General features: G+C 37.0%; 16 protein-coding genes. 15 read left to right on the forward strand and 1 reads right to left on the reverse strand.

What is annotated here, in order from left to right:
- Positions 1–2 precede the first annotated feature (2 nt).
- The 14 genes from BLP58_RS00595 (at position 3) to dnaJ (ending at position 18,301) form a co-directional block, all read left to right on the forward strand.
- On the forward strand, positions 3–1,700 hold the full coding sequence (locus BLP58_RS00595) for a proline--tRNA ligase (RefSeq protein ID WP_013853927.1): 1,698 nt from the start codon (positions 3–5) through the stop codon (positions 1,698–1,700).
- 5 nt (positions 1,701–1,705) lie between these two features.
- Positions 1,706–6,013: a PolC-type DNA polymerase III gene (locus BLP58_RS00600; RefSeq protein ID WP_013853928.1), complete on the forward strand. Its 4,308-nt coding sequence runs from the start codon at positions 1,706–1,708 to the stop codon at positions 6,011–6,013.
- Positions 6,014–6,118: 105 nt separating this feature from the next.
- Positions 6,119–6,595: a ribosome maturation factor RimP gene (gene rimP, locus BLP58_RS00605; RefSeq protein ID WP_013853929.1), complete on the forward strand. Its 477-nt coding sequence runs from the start codon at positions 6,119–6,121 to the stop codon at positions 6,593–6,595.
- Between the two features lie 19 nt (positions 6,596–6,614).
- On the forward strand, positions 6,615–7,820 hold the full coding sequence (nusA, locus tag BLP58_RS00610; RefSeq protein ID WP_013853930.1) for a transcription termination factor NusA: 1,206 nt from the start codon (positions 6,615–6,617) through the stop codon (positions 7,818–7,820).
- An 8-nt stretch (positions 7,821–7,828) separates the two neighbouring features.
- Positions 7,829–8,125 carry an RNase P modulator RnpM gene (gene rnpM, locus BLP58_RS00615; RefSeq protein WP_013853931.1) on the forward strand — a complete coding sequence of 99 codons (297 nt, stop codon included), beginning with the start codon at positions 7,829–7,831 and terminating at the stop codon, positions 8,123–8,125.
- 2 nt (positions 8,126–8,127) lie between these two features.
- Complete coding sequence (locus BLP58_RS00620; RefSeq protein WP_013853932.1) at positions 8,128–8,439, forward strand: L7Ae/L30e/S12e/Gadd45 family ribosomal protein; 312 nt, start codon at positions 8,128–8,130, stop codon at positions 8,437–8,439.
- Positions 8,440–8,443: 4 nt separating this feature from the next.
- Positions 8,444–11,080 (forward strand): translation initiation factor IF-2, encoded by a 2,637-nt coding sequence (gene infB, locus BLP58_RS00625; RefSeq protein WP_013853933.1) that lies wholly within the window; start codon positions 8,444–8,446, stop codon positions 11,078–11,080.
- A 20-nt stretch (positions 11,081–11,100) separates the two neighbouring features.
- Positions 11,101–11,466, forward strand: coding sequence for a ribosome-binding factor A (locus BLP58_RS00630; RefSeq protein WP_013853934.1), 366 nt, complete (start codon positions 11,101–11,103; stop codon positions 11,464–11,466).
- A gap of 48 nt (positions 11,467–11,514) precedes the next feature.
- Positions 11,515–12,408, forward strand: a complete 894-nt coding sequence (gene truB / locus BLP58_RS00635) for a tRNA pseudouridine(55) synthase TruB (protein WP_013853935.1) — start codon at positions 11,515–11,517, stop codon at positions 12,406–12,408.
- 20 nt (positions 12,409–12,428) lie between these two features.
- On the forward strand, positions 12,429–13,367 hold the full coding sequence (ribF, locus tag BLP58_RS00640; RefSeq protein ID WP_013853936.1) for a riboflavin biosynthesis protein RibF: 939 nt from the start codon (positions 12,429–12,431) through the stop codon (positions 13,365–13,367).
- 167 nt (positions 13,368–13,534) lie between these two features.
- Complete coding sequence (gene hrcA / locus BLP58_RS00645) at positions 13,535–14,584, forward strand: heat-inducible transcriptional repressor HrcA (protein WP_013853937.1); 1,050 nt, start codon at positions 13,535–13,537, stop codon at positions 14,582–14,584.
- Between the two features lie 17 nt (positions 14,585–14,601).
- A complete protein-coding gene (grpE, locus tag BLP58_RS00650) occupies positions 14,602–15,177 on the forward strand; it encodes a nucleotide exchange factor GrpE (RefSeq protein ID WP_013853938.1) in 576 nt (191 codons plus the stop codon).
- 17 nt (positions 15,178–15,194) lie between these two features.
- On the forward strand, positions 15,195–17,060 hold the full coding sequence (dnaK, locus tag BLP58_RS00655) for a molecular chaperone DnaK (RefSeq protein WP_013853939.1): 1,866 nt from the start codon (positions 15,195–15,197) through the stop codon (positions 17,058–17,060).
- An 83-nt stretch (positions 17,061–17,143) separates the two neighbouring features.
- Positions 17,144–18,301, forward strand: coding sequence for a molecular chaperone DnaJ (gene dnaJ / locus BLP58_RS00660; protein ID WP_013853940.1), 1,158 nt, complete (start codon positions 17,144–17,146; stop codon positions 18,299–18,301).
- Positions 18,302–18,372: 71 nt separating this feature from the next.
- Here the strand turns inward: dnaJ and BLP58_RS00665 are convergent, their stop codons facing one another.
- Positions 18,373–19,038, reverse strand: coding sequence for a hypothetical protein (locus BLP58_RS00665; RefSeq protein ID WP_013853941.1), 666 nt, complete (start codon positions 19,036–19,038; stop codon positions 18,373–18,375).
- A gap of 223 nt (positions 19,039–19,261) precedes the next feature.
- On the opposite strand from BLP58_RS00665, the gene lepA reads away from it, so the two are divergent.
- Positions 19,262–21,100 carry a translation elongation factor 4 gene (gene lepA / locus BLP58_RS00670; protein WP_013853942.1) on the forward strand — a complete coding sequence of 613 codons (1,839 nt, stop codon included), beginning with the start codon at positions 19,262–19,264 and terminating at the stop codon, positions 21,098–21,100.
- Positions 21,101–21,102 lie beyond the last annotated feature (2 nt).

Consider the following 21,102-nt stretch of genomic DNA (forward strand, 5'->3'; position numbering starts at 1 on the left):
TAATGCGTCAATCAAAATTTTTTATGCCGACATTAAAGGAAGCTCCATCAGATGCAGTGGCTGAAAGTCACAAACTGATGATTAGAGGAGGATATATTCGTCAGGTTACCGCTGGTGTTTATGCTTATCTTCCGTTAGGTTACCGTGTTTTACGCAAGGCAGAGGCAATTATTGAGCAAGAAATGGACAGTATCAATGTTCCAGAAATGATTATGCCTCATTTATTACCAGCAACCTTATGGCAAGAATCAGGGCGTTATAAAAAGTACGGTGCTGAAATGTTTAAATTGAAAGACCGTCATGGTCGTGAAAGCTTGCTTGGCCCTACTCATGAAGAAACCTTTACGGAAATCGTTGCTAAGAATTTAAAGAGTTATAAGCAAATGCCACTTGCTTTGTATCAAATTCAAACTAAGTTCCGTGATGAAAACCGTCCTCGTTTTGGTCTTCTTCGTGGTCGTGAATTCGTAATGTTAGATGGTTACAGTTTTGCCGCAACTCGTGATCAATTAGATGAACAATTTGATGATCAAAAAGGTGCATATGAGCGTATTTTTAAACGTGCAGGTGTAACTGTTCACCCAGTAATTGCTGACTCAGGTACAATGGGCGGCAAAAACTCAACAGAATTCCAAGCTCCTGCAGCTATTGGTGAGGATACCATTGCTACTAATGAGAAGGGTACTTATGCTGCTAACCTTGAAATGGCTAAGAGTGTTGATACCTTTAAGCAAGAACCAGAGGAACCTAAAGAATTAACTAAAGTAGCAACGCCTGGTTGTGATACTATTGAAAAATTAGCTAAATTCTTAGATGTTCCAGCAACTATAATCGTTAAGAGTATCCTTTACATTGCTGATGATCAAAAAGTTCTTGTTTTAATTCGTGGCGATAAGCAAATCAACGAAGTTAAGTTGGGACATATTCTTGATGCAGATGAAGTTCATGAGGCAAATACTGCAGATTTAAAGGAAATTACTGGTAGTGAAAAGGGTGGCGTAGGTCCTGTTAATGCTGATTGGGCAAACAAGATTATTGCCGATGAAACTGTTAAGAACCTTTACAATGTAGTAGTTGGCGCTGGTGAAACCGACTATCAATTTAAGAATGCCAACTTAGACCGAGACTTTAAAGTTAATGAGTTTGCTGATATTAGAACTGCTAATGAGGGTGAACCTGATCCAGTTGATCACTTGCCATTAAAGTTCACTACTTCAATTGAAGTAGGTCATATTTTCAAATTAGGTACTTATTATACTAAGACAATGGGTGCCAATTTCTTGGATCAAAATGGTAAGGCTAAGCCAGTTATCATGGGTTCATACGGAATTGGTGTTACTAGAATGCTTTCTGCAGCTGTAGAACAACACTTGACTGAACATGGTGTTGCTTGGCCAAAAGAGATTGCACCATTTGCAATTCATATTGTTCAAATGAAGATGAACAAAGATGATCAAACTGAATTAGCTGAAAAACTTGAAAAAAAGTTCAGTTCTAAGTATGACGTTTTATACGACGACCGTAAGGAACGTGCTGGCGTTAAGTTTGCTGATGCTGACTTGGTTGGTGCTCCAATTAGAATTACGGTTGGTAAGAAAGCTGCTGATGGAATCGTTGAAGTTAAACGTCCAACAGATGCTAAAGCGACTGAAATGTCAATTGATGAATTAGACAAGTTTGTAAATCAAGAGTTAGGATAATTTTTGTGATTAATAAGAATGATCTTTTCTTAAAATTGCTCAAACAGGTTCACTTTCCTGATAGTTTTGAAGACAATGATTTGCTTCAGAAAGGAAAGATTGAAAACGTGGATGTTTACGCTAAGGAACATAGGTGGGATATCCACGTTTTTTTTGATACGCCCTTAAGATATGATACCTATGTAGCTTTAAGAAAAGCAGTAGAAGAAACTTTTTCTTCATTTGTAAACGTAAAATTGGTTGTAAGAACTGCAGATGGATCAGATCAGTATTTACTTAAATATTGGCATTATGCTGTTCAAAATTCTAATGTTCTTCAGCCTGTAGCTAGAGAGTTTTTAGCGGGACAAAAGCCAGATAAAATTGATAATCGTTGGGTAATCCCAATAGATAATAATGTAATTGATGGTATGATTGAGCAAAAGGCTTTAGATGATTTAGCTGAAGAAATGCGCAATTATGGCTTCTTTAATTTAAAATTTATTACCCAAGTTGATAATACCAGTTCGCAAAATAATCTGGAGAGCTTGCAAGAATTGCAGCAAGAACATGAAAAGAGTATGCAGCAGGTTTATGAAAAAACACCCGATAAACCTAAACCGCAACTTAGTAAGTATCCCACCAGAAAAACTTCATATGGTAAACGAAAGTTAGATGAAAATGCTCCGATTACTCAGATAAAAGAAGTTGAAGATGGTACTCGTAATGTAGTCATTGAAGGTAATATCTTTAATATTGAAAGCCGAGAATTAAAATCGGGCTCGGTTATTTTTACTGGAGAAATTACTGATTATAGTGATTCTATTGCTTTTAAGAAGTTTGTTTCTGATAAAGAACAGATCGAACAAATGTCAGCTATTAAGCCAGGAACATGGGCTAAAATGCAAGGCTCAGCGGCTGATGATCAATGGCAACATGATGTAGTTTTCAATATCAGTAGTTTTGAGACTGTTGAACACATTGGTCGGACTGAAGATTATGAAGGCGATGAAAAACGAGTTGAGTTACATCTACATACGAATATGAGTCAGCTGGATGCAACTAATACACCATCAGATTTCATTAAAACAGCTAAGAAGTTTGGTCAAAAAGCTATCGCAATTACGGACCATGGAGATGTTCAATCTTTTCCAGAAGCTTATAGTACTGGTAAAGCCTTAAATATGAAAATACTTTATGGTGTAGAAGCTAATATGATAGATGATCATGCGCTTTTAGTTTTAAATCCAGCACCAATGACTTATGAAGATCGTGAATTTGTAATTTTTGACGTAGAAACGACTGGGCTTTCATCTGTTTATGATACGATTATTGAAATTGGAGCCGTTAAGATGAAGAATGGTGAAGTGCTTGAGCGCTTTGATAAATTCATTAATCCCCATCATCCTTTGAGTGAACAAACTATTAACTTGACTTCAATTACTGATGAAATGGTTGGTGCAGCTGATGATGAAGCGGTAGTAATCAAGCGGTTTCAGGATTTTTATGGTGATCGTCCTTTATGTGGTCATAATGTACAATTTGACGTTGGATTTGTTAATGCTGCTTTAAGAAGGGCAGGTCTGAGCGAGATCACCCAGCCAGTTGTTGATACTTTAGAGGTTTCTCGTTTACTTCATCCTGAGCAAAATCGACATACTTTAGATTCTTTAGCTAAAAAATACAATGTTTCTCTAGAGCATCACCACCGAGCAAATCAAGATGCGGAAGCTACTGGATATTTGATGTATAAGTTGCTTGATGCATTTAAGAAAAAATATAATGAAGATAACTTAAATAATTTAAATAGTTATGCTGCTCATGGTGAAGTATATAAACGTGCTCGACCTTCTCATATGACGGTATTAGCTAAGGATCAAAAGGGATTAAAGAATCTTTATAAGTTAGTTTCAATTGCAAGTACGAAAGATTTCTATCGAATTCCACGGACGCCTAAATCTGATTTAGCTAGATTACATAAAGGTTTACTTTATGGATCGGGTTGTTGGCAAGGTGATGTCTTCATTACCATGATGCAAAAGGGTTATGATGAAGCGCGTGAAAAAGCCAAATTCTATGATTATTTAGAGGTACAGCCTCCAAAAAGCTATTCTCAATTAATTGCAGATGGCTTAATTAAGGATGAGGATCAGCTACACGAAATTATTGGTAATATAGTTAAACTTGGTAAAGAATTAAATAAGCTAGTTGTAGCTACAGGCGATTCTCATTATGTAGAGCCACATGATGCTATTTATAGAACAATTTTAATTTCAGCACAGCGTTCTAATCCTAATAGAAATAAACCACAACCGGATTTGCATTTTTATTCAACACAAGAAATGCTGGATGCATTTAGCTTCTTAGGTAAGGATGTTGCTAAAGAAATTGTAATTGATAATACTAATAAGATTGCTAACGAAATTTCTGAAATTCAACCGATTAAAGATGGTTTGTATCCACCGCATATTGCTCATGCTGATGAAGAAATGAAGAAATTGACTTATGATAAGGCCTATGAACTTTATGGCAATCCGCTACCGAAGATAGTCAAAGATAGAATTGATCTTGAATTAAATTCTATTATTTCTAATGGATATGCAGTTATTTATTTAATTTCTCAGCGTCTGGTAGCTAAATCCAATAAAGACGGCTATTTGGTAGGTTCTCGAGGTTCCGTTGGCTCAAGTCTAGTTGCTACAATGTCAGGAATTACGGAAGTTAATCCACTGGCACCGCATTATCGCTGTCCTAAGTGTAAATATTCCCAATTTTTTGAAAATGGTGAATATGGTTCTGGTTATGACTTGCCAGATAAAGATTGCCCTAAATGTGGTACACCATTGGTAAAAGATGGACAAGATATTCCATTTGCCACTTTCTTAGGGTTTCATGGAGATAAAGTCCCTGATATTGATTTAAACTTCTCGGGAGATTATCAGCCGGTGGCTCATAATTTTATTCGAGTTATGTTTGGTCCTGACAATTCATATCGTGCTGGAACAATTGCTACGGTTGCGGATAAAACGGCATATGGTTATGCTAAGCATTTTGATGAAGAACGAGATCTTAAATTAAGAAATGCTGAACTAGACCGTTTAGCTAGTGGTGTTCGTGGTGTTAAGAGAACTACAGGTCAGCACCCGGCCGGTATTGTTGTAGTGCCCGATGATATGGATATTTATGATTTTACGCCGGTTTCTTATCCAGCCGATGATGTTAATGCGGCCTGGTTAATTACGCACTACGACTTCCATTCTATCCATGATAATATTTTAAAATTCGATATTTTAGGGCATGATGATCCAACGATGATTCGTCACCTGCAAGATCTATCGGGAATTGATCCATTAACTATTCCGCCAGATGATCCAGGGGTAATGTCACTTTTTTCAGGAACTAAGGCATTAGGCGTTACCCCTGAGCAAATTGGGTCGCAAACAGGAACCTTGGGGGTACCTGAGTTTGGTACTCGCTTTGTTCGTGGAATGCTTGAAGAAACGAAACCGACAACGTTTTCTGAATTATTGCAGATTTCCGGTTTGTCCCATGGTACCGATGTGTGGTTAGGAAATGCTGAAGACTTAGTCAATAATGGTACTTGTAAGTTAAAAGATGTAATTGGTTGTCGTGATAACATCATGATGGACTTAATTCACTGGGGCGTTAAGCCAGAAGTTTCATTTTCGACGATGGAGTCCGTTCGTCATGGTCGTGGAATTAGTGATGAAAATATGGCGATTTTGAAAAAGAATAAGAATATTCCTGACTGGTATATTCCATCATGCTTAAAGATTAAATACATGTTTCCTAAGGCTCATGCTACAGCATATATTTTAATGGCCTTACGAATTGCTTGGTTTAAAGTATATTATCCAGAAATCTATTACACTGCTTATTTCTCAGTTCGGGCTGATCTGTTTGATTTAGTTGCGATGAGCCATGGCAAAAATACTGTTAAGGCAGCGATAAAGGCAATTCAGGATAAAGGAAATGACGCTTCTGCTAAGGATAAGAGCTTGCTGACTGTTTTGGAAATCGCCAACGAATGTCTTGAACGTGGCATTAAAATTAAGATGGTTGATATTGATCAATCTGAAGCAACTGACTTCAAGATTTTGGATAAACATACTATTTTAGCGCCATTTAACGCGGTTCCGGGGTTAGGCGATAACGCTGCCAAGCAAATTGTAGCGGCTCGTGCTGAAAAGAAATTTTTATCCAAAGAAGATTTATCTAAGCGAGGCAAAGTATCTCAAACTATTATGAATTACTTTGAAGATAATGGTGTTTTAGATGGGATGCCGGATGAAAATCAGTTATCATTATTCTAACTATTTTACTTTTTAATTAAAAATATGTTATACTAATAGAGAAGTTTGAATAGGTAAATTCGAGTGAGCAGTGATGCTCACTCTTTTTATTACGGAGGAAAATTTTTGTCTAAAGTTATAGATCTTGTTCGTCCAGTTATTGAACCCCTTATTAATGAGCATGGCGACATGTTGGTTGATATGGAATACGTTACAGAAAAGGGCAAAAAGTATTTACGTATATATGTAGATCATGAGCCTGATAGAATTGATATTGATGAAATTGCAACGTTAAGCGAGTTGGTTTCTGAAAAACTCGATACGCTTAATCCTGATCCTTTCCCTGAACCATATGTTTTAGAATTATCTTCTCCAGGTGCTGAACGCCCAATTAAAACACCAGCAGATTGGAAGAGGGCTTTGAATGACTATGTTCATGTCGCTCTTTATCAAAAGATTAAAGATAAAAAAATGTATGAAGGTACTCTTAAGTCCTATAATGATGATGAGATTGTGTTAGAAATAAAGGATAAGACAAGGCGAAAAGCAATAACTGTTCCCCGTAAGTTAATTGCCAAGATTCGTTTTGCAATTGAATTTTAGAAAGGCTGATTAAAAACTTATGTCTAAAGAAATGCTAGAAGCGTTTGCTACCTTGGAAAAGACCAAGGGCATTAAACAAGATGTTATTGTTGATGCAATTAAGGCCGCTTTGGTAGCTGCATATAAAAGGAATTATAACCAGGCACAAAACGTTGAAGTTGATTTCGATGAAAGAAAAGGCAACTTTAAAGTAATGGCTGTTAAGACTGTTGTTGACGAAGTACAGGATGATCGTCTTGAAGTTAGTTTAGATGATGCTTTAGCAATTAATCGTGCTTATGAAGTTGGCGATGAAATTCGTTTTGAAGTAACACCTAAAAACTTTGGTCGAATTGCTGCACAAACTGCTAAGCAAGTTATTATGCAACGTCTTCGTGAGGCTGAAAGAAATCATATTATTGATGAATATTCTCAATATGAAGACGAATTAGTCACTGGCACAGTTGAAAGACGTGACAATAAATTTGTTTACGTTAAGATTGGTAATGTTGAAGCCGTGATGCCACATCGTGATCAAATGCCTAATGAAGTTTACAATCTACAAGATCAAGTTCGCGTATTAGTAACACATGTTGGCTCTGACTCTAATGGTGCACAAATTACTGTTTCGAGAACTGCTCCAGATATGATTAAGCGTTTATTTGAACAAGAAGTTCCAGAAATTTATGATGGAACTGTTGAAATCGTTTCAATTGCTCGTGAAGCTGGCGATCGTACTAAAATAGCAGTTAAGTCAAATGATCCTAATATTGATCCAGTTGGTACCTGCGTTGGACAAAAAGGTGCGCGTGTTCAAAACGTAGTTAATGAACTTGGTGGCGAAAATATTGATATCGTTAAATATGAAGAAGATCCTTCTGATTTTATTGCCAATGCTTTGAATCCAGCAGAAGTAATTGCAGTTCAATTTGGTGAAGATGAAGAAGAAAAGAGCGCATTAGTAATTGTGCCTGATTATCAATTGTCTCTTGCAATTGGTAAGAAGGGACAAAACGTTCGGTTGGCAGCTCGTTTAACAGGTTATAAGATTGATATTCGTCCTGAATCTGAAGTTGAATTTGTTGATGAAAAGCCAAAGGATTCTACGGATGATAGTGTTGAGGAAAACACTGAAGATTCAGTTGAAAACACTACTGATGATACTGCTACGGCAGATACTACTACTGATAATGGACCAGTAGATGAAACTGAAAATACAAATGAAGAAGATAATACTGAAGAATAGGTGATTTTTTGAAAAAAAGAAAAATCCCAATGCGGAAAGACTTATTGACTGATACCATGCAGCCTAAAAAAGAATTGGTTCGAATTGTAATTGACAAAGAAAAAAATGTCTCTGTTGATCCTACTGGCAAAAAAGCAGGGAGAGGGGCGTATGTGTCACTTGATCCAACTAAAATCGCGGTTGCTAAAGAAAAGCGAGTTTTAGATCGTAGTTTGGGCACAAAGATCCCTGATGGTTTTTATGATGAACTTTATTCTTATGTAGATCATCAAAAGGCTAGAAAAGAATTGTTTGGTGATAAATAAGATTGCAAGATAGACAAAAGGTAATTAATTTGTTAGGTTTAGCTCAGCGTGCTGGTAAATTAATCAGTGGAACTGAAACTATACTTGATGAACTTAAGCGAAAAAGAGTTAAGGCAGTTATTATGGCGAATGATATTCAAGATAATACTGCTGAAAAGGTAAACCTAGCTACTAAGAAAGATAATATTCCATTGATAACTGCGTTTTCTGCTGCAGAAATATCACATGCAATTGGTAAGAAACGTAAGGTTTTAGGATTAACTGATGTCGGTTTTGCTAAGACATTAATTAAAAGAGTAAATGAAGGAGTGTGATTGGATGGCAAAGAAAAGAATTTATGAAGTCGCAAAGGAAATTGGCGTCGATAATAAAGTTGTAGTCCAAAAAGCAAAGGATTTGGGCTTTGATGTGAAAAATCATATGTCATCGATAGATGATTCACAAGTTACAAAGTTAAAGGGTAGTTTCCAAAACTCCGCTCCCGCTAAAAAGAAAGCTGAAAAAACAACGTCTAAAAAGAATAATAAAATTAAGATCTCTGTTTCTTCTATTCGGAAAAATGAGAAGGGACAAGAAGAAAATTCAAATTCTAAAAAGTCTAGAAGACGTAATAGTAAACGTCGTCAGAATGATCATGGCCACCGGAACAGAAATGAAAATAATGGTCGTAATAGATCCGGTTCTGGTAAACCTAAAGCAGCAGCTTTGCTTGAGCAACTAAAGCATAAGCAACGTGCTGAAGAAGGACAACTTAATCGTGAGGCTAAGAAAGCCAAGAAAGAATATCACGAACAATTGAAGCATCCACAACCAGTGAAGAATAATAAGAAATCTGATAAAGATAATCACGGTACGAGTAAAAAATCCACTTCAATTGAAAAGAAAGTTATTGGCCCTAAAATTTTAAAACCATCTCCAGCTCGTTTGAAGAAAACCCAACCTTCTGCTAATGAAAGAGTGGCTGCTAAGATTAATATTCCTGAGGCTCCGAAGGAAAAAAAGAATAATAATCGTGGTAATGGACATGGCCGTAATATGGGGAAGCCAGGCCGTAAGGGTAGAAATCAAGTCTTTAATAATCATAATGAACATTCATATCGTTCAGAAAGAAATCGGCGTAAGAATAAGCGGCGTCAACAAGAGCAAAGACCAAAGAAGCAACCAACTAAGCGTAAGGAACGTCCATTACCAGATACTTTAGTTTATGAAGAGGGAATGAACGCTCAAGATATAGGTAAACTAATTCACCGTGAACCCGCTGAAATTGTTAAAAAATTATTTATGTTGGGTGTGATGACCAACCAAAACCAATCATTGGATAAAGATACTATTGAGCTTTTAGCCGCAGAATATGGTATAGATGCTAAACAAAAGGTTCATGAAGATATCTCTGATATTGATACTCTTTATAATAAGAGAATGAAGGCATCTAAGGAATCCAAGAATCAAGTTAAGCGCCCACCAGTAGTTACAATTATGGGTCACGTTGACCATGGTAAAACTACATTGCTTGACCGTTTACGTCATACTCATGTTTCAGCTCATGAAGCTGGTGGTATTACGCAAAAGATCGGTGCTTACCAAGTTAGATTAGATGATCGCTTGATCACTTTCTTAGATACTCCAGGACATGCAGCCTTTTCTAACATGCGTGCACGTGGTGCTGAAATTACTGATATTGTTGTTTTAGTTGTTGCTGCTGATGATGGTGTAATGCCACAGACAGTTGAAGCTATTGATCATGCCAGAAGTGCCAATGTTCCAATTATTGTTGCTATTAACAAGATGGATAAACCTGGTGCCAACCCACAACATGTAACTGAAGAATTGATGAAGTATAACTTAATTCCAGAAGATTACGGTGGTGACACTATTTTCGTTAATATTTCAGCTAAAACTGGTCAAAACGTTGAGGATTTATTGCAAATGATTTTGCTTCAAGCTGATGTGATGGAACTTAAGGCTAACCTAACTTCAATGGCTATTGGTACTGTTATTGAAGCACGTTTGTCTCGTGGTCGTGGCCCTGTTGCCGATGTTTTAATTCAACAAGGTACGCTTAATGTTGGTGATCCAATTGTTGTTGGTGATACCTTTGGCCGTGTACGTACGATGACTAACGATCGTGGTCGTCAAGTTAAGAGGGCAACACCATCAGAACCTGTTGAAATTACTGGATTAAATGATGTTCCTGAATCAGCTGATAAATTAGTTGAATTTAAAGACGAGAAGACAGCTAGAAGCGTTGGTGAATCTAGAGCACAACAAGCTTTGCAAAAATCTCGTGAAAACGTACAACATGTAACCCTTGATAACCTCTTCGATACTATGAAGAAGGAAAATATGAAGGAAGTAGACATCGTCTTAAAGGCCGACGTTCAAGGTTCAGTTGAAGCTTTACAACAATCACTTGAAAAGATTGAAGTTGAAGGTGTTCGAGTTAACATCATCCACTCAGGCGTAGGTGCTATTAATGAATCAGATGTTACTTTAGCAGGTGTCTCTAATGCATTCATTATTGGTTTCAATGTTCGTCCAACTGCAACTGCTAAGAGTCAAGCCGATACTGATGGTGTCGATATGCGCTTATATAGTGTTATTTATAAAGCAATTGATGATGTTACTGCCGCAATGAAGGGTATGTTGGAACCAACTTATGAAGAAAAAGTTATCGGTAACCTAACTGTTCGTGAAACTTGGAAGGTATCTAAAGTCGGTACTATTGCTGGTTCCTTTGTTGACAAAGGTATTGTTAAAAATGATTCTAAAATCAGAGTTATTCGTGATGGTATTGTAAAGTATGACGGTGAAATTGCATCACTTAAGAGATTTAAAGATGATATTAAAGAGGTTAAAGCCGGTAATGATTGTGGTTTGACTATTAAGGACTACAATGACATTAAAGTTGGCGACGAATTCGAAATTTATGAAATGCAGCAAGTTGAGCCTAAGTAATATTTTTAGGAGAGAAAAACATGAAGCATAGAATTGGTCGTGTTGAAGGAGAAATCCTTCGCGAATTAACCAAAATTTTGCAAAAAAAGATCCGCGATCCTCGTTTAAGCGAAGTAACAATTACTGCGGTTGAATGTACAAATGATCTTTCATATGCAACTGTTTATTACAGTCTTTTAACTGAAGATGCTGAGAAAGAAAAGGAAGTTAAAGAAGGCTTGGAGAAAGCAAAAGGCATGATGCGTCATTTGTTAGGGCAGACTTTAACGGTTTATAAGGTTCCTGAACTTATTTTTAAGAGAGACAATTCAGTTAAGTATGGTAGTAAAATTGACCGTTTAATTGCAGAAGTTAAAAAACAAGATGCAGAACGGACAAATAAGTAAAAAAGGCGCCGTTAAGGCGCTTTTTTTGTTAATTAGATTGGATTATATATGTTAAATGGAATTTTAGTAATTGATAAGGATGCAGGCATGACTAGTGCTGATGTCGTGTATCATTTGCGTAAGGCATTGCATATACGTAAGATTGGCCATGCGGGTACACTTGATCCTGAAGTAACTGGAGTCTTGCCAGTTGCTGTGGGTCAAGCTACAAAATTAATTGAAATGATGCATACTAGACCCAAGGAGTATGTTGGACAAGGTCTGTTTGGCTATTCGACGGATAGTTATGATGCTACAGGAAGCGTATTAGCACAACAGAAGTTAACCACTCCATTTTCAGTTGAAGAAATCAAACAAAAAATGGCTACTTTTAAAGGGCAGATTGAGCAAGTACCGCCAATTTATTCTGCAGTTAGAGTTAATGGAAAGCATCTTTATGAATATGCTCGTGAAGGAATCGCGGTAGAACGGCCTAAGCGTATGGTTGAGGTGTATGACTATGATTTAACCGAAAAGCCAGTTTTTGATCAGGAGAAGGGGCAAGAGAGCTTTAGTTTTAGAATTAAATGCAGTAAAGGTACTTATGTACGCTCCTTAGTTAATGATCTGGGCGAAAAGATGGCTTGCCCGGCAGTAATGACTTATTTAAGAAGAACCGCTAGTTCTGGCTTTGATATTTCGCAAGCTGTAAAATTAAGTAAAATAGAAGAAAATCCTGCAGAAGTTGATAAATTAATTCAACCAATTGATGCCTTTTTTAAAGATTATCCGCAGATTGATTTAGATGAGGGCAAGTGGTTAAAAGTAAAAAATGGTGCAGGTATTTCGTTAGAAATGGATGCTAAAAAAGTAGCTTTACGTTTCAATAAAAAAGTTAAAGCAATTTATGAAAGTAAAGGTAATTTATATCGTCCGAAATTAATGTTGCTGCAAAATGAATAATTGAAACGAAGGAATTAACTGTGAAAACCGTTCATTTAACTTATCCAGTTAAAGAAAATATTTTATCTTCAAAAGTTGTACTTGCATTAGGGTTCTTTGATGGAGTTCATCTAGGTCATCAGCGTTTAATTACGCGTGCTAAAAAAATAGCTCAGAAAAAGGACCTACCGCTAGTAGTACTTACTTTTAATCGTCATCCTAAAGAAATTTATGCTAATAAGAAAGATTTTAAATATTTAGAAACTTTAGAAGAACAAGCAGATAAAATGGCTGAATTAGGCGTAAACTATTTAGCTGTTTTGCCATTTACTAAAGACTTTAGTAAGATTAAACCACAAGATTTTGTAGATCAGGTAATTATTAAGCTAAATGCGGATACAGTGGTAGCAGGTTTTGACTATACATATGGTGATAAAAATATAGCTAATATGGCTACTTTGCCAAAATATGCTCAAGGTAGATTTGACATTGAAGTTATGCCTAAGCAAATTTTTGCGGGAAAAAAGATTGGTTCTACTGAAATTCGTCAAGCTATTAGAGATGGCAAGATGGAATTAGCTTACGAATTAATGGGGCATCATTATGTAATGAGCGGAATTATTGGACATGGTAAACGTAATGGACATAAGCTAGGCTTTCCAACTGCTAATTTAGTTTGGGCAGAGCACAAAGTGGTGCCTAAAATTGGAGTTTATGCAACTAAGACTATGGTTAATAATACTTGGTATGAGTCGATGACTAGTGTTGGTTATAACGTTACGATTAATCAAGCTAAAAAAATTTATATTGAGTCTAATATTTTTGATTTTGATGAAGATGTATATGGTAAACCAATGAAAATTGAGTGGTATAAATATACTCGCGGTGAAGTTAAATTTGCTAATTTGACTGAGTTAAAAAAGCAACTAGAAAAAGATCAAAGAGAAATAAAAGCTTATTTTGCTAAACAACATGATTAGATAGGAGAAAAGATCTGCATCAGATTAAGGGATGCAGATCTTTTTGTGCAAAATAACAGAAAAAATGAAAAATAATTAGCACTCTACTTGAAATGCTGCTAGTTTTTAGTATAATAGAATCTGTTAGCACCTGAGAGAAACGAGTGCTAAAAGTGAGGGCGATACTTATGTTGACCGAACGTCAAGAATTAATATTAAAAACAATTATTCAGGATTTTACTCATAAGCATGAGCCTGTTGGTTCTAAGACAGTGATGAAGCAACTTCCAATTAAGGTTTCAAGTGCTACTATTCGTAATGAGATGGCAGTACTTGAAGATCAAGGCTTAATTGAAAAGACACATTCTTCGAGTGGTCGTGTTCCTTCAAGTGAGGGATATCGTTATTACCTTGATAATTTGGTTGAGCCGCTTCAACTTCCTGAATCAGTTTATAATCAAATAGTTTATCAATTAGATCGACCATTTCATCAAGTTAATGAAATAGTTCAAGAAGCTGCCAAGATTCTTTCGGATTTAACTAATTATACAGCATTTGCGGAAGGACCTGAGAGTCATGATGTTACTGTAACTGGTTTTAGAATTGTTCCTTTGTCTAACAGACAAGTAATGGCAATTTTAGTAACGAGTGATGGAAACGTTAAGAATCAAGTCTATGCGTTACCACATAATATTCATGGGGATGAGATTGAAAAGGCAGTAAGGATGATTAATGATGAGCTAGTAGGCAAAAGCTTAAAAGATATTTCGCCAACTTTGCTCAAAAGTCTTACTTCACACCAGATTGGTGGAGAGCATTCAAGTGAACTGCTGGATTTAGTAGAAGATGTTTTAAAGGATGCAGCTAGTGAACAGATGTATGTTGATGGGCAAATTAATCTTTTAAACAATACTTCAGAAAAGGATATTAAAGATATTCGATCTCTCTATGAATTAGTTGATCAAAATGATCTAATCTCGGAATTAATGACAACTAGTCCAGTGACCAAGGATGCTAAGTTTCCGGTCAAGGTTACGTTGGGGTCGGAGTTGCCTAATGACTTACTGAAGAACTATAGCCTATTAACTGCAGAATATAGTGTTGGTAATCATGGAAAAGGAACAATTGCTTTACTTGGTCCAACTAACATGCCGTATTCACAAATGATCGGGCTACTTGAATATTTTAGAAACGAGCTAGCCAGGAAATTGCTCGATTATTATGGAAAATTTCAATAGATTAAAGGAGGTTAGCCGTGAGTAAAGAAGAATTTCCAAGTGAAAAGAATTTGGATGAAAAAGATGCTGCTCCTAAAAAGAAAAAGGCTAAGGCAAAAGCTAAAAAAGAAGAGACTAAAAAAGATGACAGTGCAAAGTTAACCACTGAAATCGAAAAGTTACAAAAGAATAATAAAGAACTAGAAGATAAGTATTTGCGTAGTGAAGCAGAAATTCAAAATATGCAAAACCGCTATTCGAAAGAGAGCGCGCAACTTATTAAGTATGAATCTCAAAGCTTAGCTAAAGATATTTTACCTGCAATGGATAATTTAGAAAGAGCTTTAAGCGTTAAGGCCGATGATGATGTATCCAAGCAATTAAAGAAGGGCGTACAAATGACCCTTGATTCACTTGTTAAGGCAATGAAAGATCACGGTGTAGTTGAGATTGATGCTGAAGGCGTTAAATTTGATCCGACATTGCATCAAGCAGTTCAAACTGTAGCTGCCAAAAATGATGATCAAAAAGACCACGTCGTTCAAGTTTTACAAAAAGGATATCAATATAAAGATCGTACATTAAGACCAGCAATGGTTGTTGTTGCTCAATAAGAGAGGAAGTTTATTATATGTCAAAAGTTATTGGGATTGACCTTGGGACTACTAACTCAGCAGTTGCGGTTCTTGAAGGTAAAGAACCAAAGATTATTACTAACCCAGAAGGTAATCGTACGACTCCATCAGTAGTTGCATTTAAAGATGGCGAAATTCAAGTAGGTGAAGTTGCTAAGCGTCAAGCTATTACTAACCCTAATACCATTGTTTCAATTAAGCGTCACATGGGTGAAGCTGATTACAAGGTAAAGGTTGGCGATAAGGAATACACACCACAAGAAATTTCAGCATTTATTTTGCAATACATCAAGAAGTTTTCAGAAGACTACTTGGGTGAAGAAGTTAAGGATGCAGTTATTACTGTTCCAGCTTACTTCAACGATGCTCAACGTCAAGCTACTAAGGATGCTGGTAAGATCGCTGGTCTTAATGTTCAAAGAATTATCAATGAACCAACTGCTTCTGCTTTAGCCTTTGGTTTAAACAAAGATCAAGACGAAAAGGTCTTAGTATACGACCTTGGTGGTGGTACTTTCGATGTTTCTGTTTTGCAATTAGGTGACGGTGTCTTCCAAGTATTATCAACTAACGGTGATACTCACCTTGGTGGTGATGACTTCGACAACCACATTATGGATTGGTTGATTAAGAACTTTAAAGAAGAAAATGGCGTTGACTTGTCTAAAGACAAGATGGCTATGCAACGTTTGAAGGATGCTTCAGAAAAGGCTAAGAAGGACTTATCTGGTGTATCATCAACTCACATTTCACTTCCATTCATTTCTGCTGGTGAATCAGGTCCATTACACCTTGAAGCTGACTTAACTCGTGCTAAATTTGATGAATTAACTAGTGACTTAGTTGAAAAGACTAAGGTACCATTTGATAACGCATTAAAGGATGCCGGTCTTACTGTTAATGATATTGACAAGGTTATCTTAAATGGTGGTTCAACTCGTATTCCTGCTGTTCAAAAAGCAGTTAAGGAATGGGCTGGCAAAGAACCTGATCACTCAATCAACCCTGATGAAGCTGTTGCCTTAGGTGCAGCTATTCAAGGTGGTGTTATTTCAGGGGATGTTAAAGATATCGTTTTGCTTGATGTTACCCCATTGTCACTTGGTATTGAAACCATGGGTGGTGTCTTCACTAAGCTAATCGACAGAAACACTACTATCCCAACTTCAAAGAGTCAAATCTTCTCAACTGCTGCAGATAACCAGCCAGCTGTAGATGTTCACGTCCTTCAAGGTGAACGTCCAATGGCTGCCGATGATAAGACTCTTGGTCGTTTTGAATTAACCGATATTCCACCAGCACCACGTGGTGTTCCTCAAATTCAAGTTACCTTTGATATCGACAAAAACGGTATTGTAAACGTATCTGCTAAGGATATGGGTACTGGCAAGGAACAAAAGATTACCATTAAGAGTTCATCCGGTTTGTCAGATGAAGAAATTAAGCGGATGCAAAAAGACGCTGAAGAACACGCTGAAGAAGACAAGAAGCGTAAAGAGGAAGTTGATCTTAGAAACGAAGTAGATCAATTAATATTCACTACTGAAAAGACCTTGAAGGAAACTAAGGGCAAGGTATCAGACGAAGATACTAAGAAGGTTCAAGCAGCTCTTGATGACTTAAAGAAGGCTCAAAAAGACAACAACTTGGACGAAATGAAGGAAAAGAAGGATGCTTTGTCTAAGGCAGCACAAGACTTAGCTGTTAAGCTTTACCAACAAAACGGTGGAGCAGCACAAGGTGCAGCTGGTCAAGCTGGCCCCCAAGCAGGTCCTCAAGGCCCACAAGGTGGCAACCCAAATAATGGTAACAACGGTGGTGCCCAAGATGGTGAATTCCATAAGGTAGATCCAAACAAGTAATGGGTTTATAATTAAACATAAAGAGAAGAGAACTACCCATTGAGTAGTTCTTTTCTTTTGAAAACTATAAGGAGTTCAATTGAATGGCACAAGAAGATTATTATAAAGTGCTTGGCGTGGATCGTAACGCCAGTGAACAAGAAATTAATAAAGCATATCGTAAGTTAGCCAAGAAGTATCACCCTGATTTAAATCATGCTCCAGGTGCAGAGGAAAAGTATAAGCAAGTTAATGAAGCTTATGAAGTTCTGCATGATAAGCAAAAACGAGCTCAATATGATCAATTTGGTTCAGCTGGCGTCAATGGTCAAGGTGGCTTTGGCGGTGGAGCTGGCCAAGGCTTTGGTGGTGCTGGTTTTGACACATCAGGTTTTGGTGACTTCAGTGATATTTTTGGCGATATCTTTGGCCAAGGAGCTCGCCAGCAGCGTGTAGATCCAACTGCACCTCAACGTGGGCAAGATTTAGATTATACTTTGACGATTGACTTCATGGATGCAGTTAAAGGCAAAAAGACTCAAGTCAGCTATACTCGCAGTGAAAAGTGTGAAACCTGTGGTGGTAATGGTTGTGAAAAGGGTACTCATCCAATTACATGTGATAAATGTCACGGTACTGGATATATGACTATTACTCAAAGATCAATGCTTGGTGTAATTCGTCGTCAGACAACTTGTGACAAGTGTAATGGTCGTGGTGTAATTATTGAACATCCATGTAAGAGTTGTGATGGTAAGGGTACCGTAGAGCGCAAGAATACAATTGAGGTTGATATTCCAGCAGGTATTGATAACGGTCAACAATTGCGCTATCAAGGACAAGGCGAAGCCGGTATCAATGGTGGTCCATATGGTGATTTATATATTAATTACCGAATTAAGCCATCTAAGATTTTCCAGCGTCGTGGACAAAATATTTATACTGATGTTCCAATTTCATTTGCTCAAGCCACATTAGGGGATGAGATTACTGTTAAAACTGTTCATGGTGATCAAAAGCTAAGTATTCCAGCAGGTACGCAACCTAATAAGAAATTTACTTTACGTGGTCAAGGTGTACCGTATCTTCGTGGCAATGGTAATGGTGATCAAATCGTTACAGTTAATATTGTGATTCCAAAACATATCAATGAAAAGCAAAAACAAGATTTGACTGATTTTGTTCATGATGGTGGCGGAGATATTACGCCAAAAGAAAAAGGCTTTTTCGAACGACTTAAGGATAAACTGAGCGGAGAATAGTTTATATAAAAGTAAAAATAGCAGATTGCTAAATTATGATGCAGTCCGCTATTTCTTTTGTATTAAGTAAATTAGATATTGTGATATTGTACTTTTTGCTTAGCATACAGGTCGTCTTGGTAACCCCAGAAGTGTTTCAAAACTCTTTTAACAATGCGATCTTCTTTTAAAATATCTGGGTTATCGTGAGCACGCATCTCTAAATAGTCAATTAATGGGCGTCCATCACCGTCTACGTATGCTTGAGCTACTTGACAAATGTGCTTCATGTGGTGAAGATCCTTTTCCATTTGATCAGGTAAAGCTTCTTCTTGGCGCCGTGTTCTAAGCAATTGCTCCATAAAGTAAAGATTTAATTGACGAGTCTTTTCAGCTACGCTCATAATTAAAACTGTTTGATCATTAGTGTTTGGCAGCCAGGAGTGACCAAAGTGAATATTCATTTCGTTTTCATCAAGATATTCACGTTTCCAATATTGCCAATAAACTTGCTGCATTGAACCACTCTCAGAAATGCTGAGGTAGTCATCAACTAGACTATCGGTTGAATTGCCTTGTAATTGCTCCGCAATTTTTTCTTTAATATTAGAGTCTAGTTCTTTTTGAAAATGGTACTCAGTGACTTCACCAATACCACAGTCAATTACCCGGTCTCCTCTTAATACAAAGATTGCCATGTGTTCTCTACCAAAAGGTAATGAATATTCTCTGGTTTGTAAGCTATGTTCTTCGTTCATTTTTATGCCTCTAGTTCTACAAACTAAATTTTTGCTTATGACATTAGAAGTTTAGATCTTCTATAAAACAGTATATACACTTTTTTAGCAAATAAGCAAGCGCTTACATAAAAATATAGTATTAGTTGTAAAATACTTAAAATATTTTTCTTGTTTTAGATATTTTATGAAATCTCCTGGCTTTGCTATAATAATTAAGATAGCAAAGGGTGAGAACAATTTTATGGATATAAATAAACTTAAAGATTATCAAAAACACATACGTAATTTTGCGATTGTAGCTCACATTGATCATGGTAAGTCTACGATTGCTGATAGAATTTTGGAATTAACCGATACAGTGAGTGAACGCCAACTCAAGAATCAAATGCTTGATGACATGCCGCTTGAGCGTCAGCGTGGGATCACCATTAAAATGAACTCGGTTGAAGTAAAATATCACGCTAAGAATGGTGAAGACTATATTTTTCACTTAATTGACACGCCGGGACACGTTGATTTTTCTTATGAAGTTTCACGTTCCTTAGCTGCCTGTGAAGGTGCATTAATGGTAGTAGATGCAACCCAGGGGGTACAAGCACAGACTTTAGCTAATACATACTTGGCAATTGATGATGATTTAGAGATTTTGCCCGTCATTAACAAGATTGACTTGGCTTCTGCTGATATTCCTAAGACTAAAGAAGAGATCGAAGAGATGCTGGGCTTAGATGCTTCTGAAGCTGCTGAAGTCTCTGGCAAAACTGGTGAAGGCATTCAGGATATGCTGGAAAAAGTCGTTACAGATATTCCAGCACCAACAGGAGATTTAACTGCTCCACTTAAGGCCTTGATCTTTGATTCAAAATACGATGATTACCGCGGAGTTGTCATGTCCGTAAAGATTGAAGACGGAACGGTTAAGGCTGGCGACAAGATAAAGATCATGAATACAGGTAAGGAATATGAAGTTACCGAAGTTGGTGTTTCAAGTCCACAGCCTGTTAAGAAAGATATTTTAGTCGCTGGGGATGTAGGCTATTTAACCGCCAATATTAAATCGGTTCGTGAAACTCGTGTAGGTGATACCATTACTTCTGCAGTCAATCCGACTGAAGCACCACTTTCAGGTTACCGTCAGATTCCACCAATGGTTTATTCTGGGATGTATCCAGTTGACAACCGTGATTATGACGATCTGAAAGAAGCTCTGCAAAAATTGCAGTTAAATGATGCAGCCTTGGAATTTGAACCTGAAACTTCGACTGCTTTAGGTTTTGGTTTCCGTTGTGGATTTTTAGGCTTATTACATATGGATGTCGTGCAAGAACGATTAGAGCAAGAGTTTGATCTTGATTTAATTATGACTGCTCCTTCTGTTGACTATCATGCGATTATGAATGATGGCTCTACTAAGGTTATTGATAACCCATCTGATTTGCCAGATGCTGGCGAATATAAAGAAGTACAAGAACCATATGTTAAAGCTGAAGTAATGGTTCCTAATGATTTTGTTGGACCAGTAATGGAACTCTGTCAGAAAAAGCGGGGCGAGTTTGTCACGATGGATTATCTTGATAAATATCGTGTAAATGTTATTTACAATATGCCATTAGCTGAAATTATTTTTGATTTCTTTGACGATTTAAAATCTTCAACTAAAGGCTATGCATCCCTTGATTATGAGATTACCGGTTATCGAGCAACTGATTTAGTTAAGATCGATATTTTGCTTAATAAAGAGCCAATCGATGCCCTGAGCTTCATCGCATATAGAAGTGAGGCACAAGACCGCGCTCGTCAAATGACTTCGATGCTTAAGAAATTAATTCCACGGCAAAACTTTGAAGTTGATATTCAGGGTGCTATTGGGGCAAAGATTATTTCTCGTGCAACCATCAAGCCATACCGTAAGGATGTTACCTGGAAGATCCATACCGGTGACCCTGATCGTCGGGCTAAGCTTTTGGAAAAGCAGAAGCGTGGTAAAAAACGGATGAAGGCTGTCGGCAAAGTTGATGTCCCTCAAGATGCCTTTATGGCTGTTCTTAAGATGAATGATGATGACATCAAGGGGAAATAGCT

The organism is Lactobacillus kefiranofaciens (assembly GCF_900103655.1).
In the GTDB taxonomy this organism is placed as follows: Bacteria; Bacillota; Bacilli; order Lactobacillales; family Lactobacillaceae; genus Lactobacillus; species Lactobacillus kefiranofaciens.

Coding starts and splice junctions, on each gene's coding strand:
- BLP58_RS00630 (WP_013853934.1), top strand. CDS start 11,101: ATGAAGCATAGAATTGGTCGTGTTGAAGGAGAAATCCTTCGCGAATTA.
- dnaK (WP_013853939.1), top strand. CDS start 15,195: ATGTCAAAAGTTATTGGGATTGACCTTGGGACTACTAACTCAGCAGTT.
- infB (WP_013853933.1), top strand. CDS start 8,444: ATGGCAAAGAAAAGAATTTATGAAGTCGCAAAGGAAATTGGCGTCGAT.
- BLP58_RS00665 (WP_013853941.1), bottom strand. CDS start 19,038: ATGAACGAAGAACATAGCTTACAAACCAGAGAATATTCATTACCTTTT.
- hrcA (WP_013853937.1), top strand. CDS start 13,535: ATGTTGACCGAACGTCAAGAATTAATATTAAAAACAATTATTCAGGAT.
- BLP58_RS00595 (WP_013853927.1), top strand. CDS start 3: ATGCGTCAATCAAAATTTTTTATGCCGACATTAAAGGAAGCTCCATCA.
- lepA (WP_013853942.1), top strand. CDS start 19,262: ATGGATATAAATAAACTTAAAGATTATCAAAAACACATACGTAATTTT.
- nusA (WP_013853930.1), top strand. CDS start 6,615: ATGTCTAAAGAAATGCTAGAAGCGTTTGCTACCTTGGAAAAGACCAAG.
- dnaJ (WP_013853940.1), top strand. CDS start 17,144: ATGGCACAAGAAGATTATTATAAAGTGCTTGGCGTGGATCGTAACGCC.
- truB (WP_013853935.1), top strand. CDS start 11,515: ATGTTAAATGGAATTTTAGTAATTGATAAGGATGCAGGCATGACTAGT.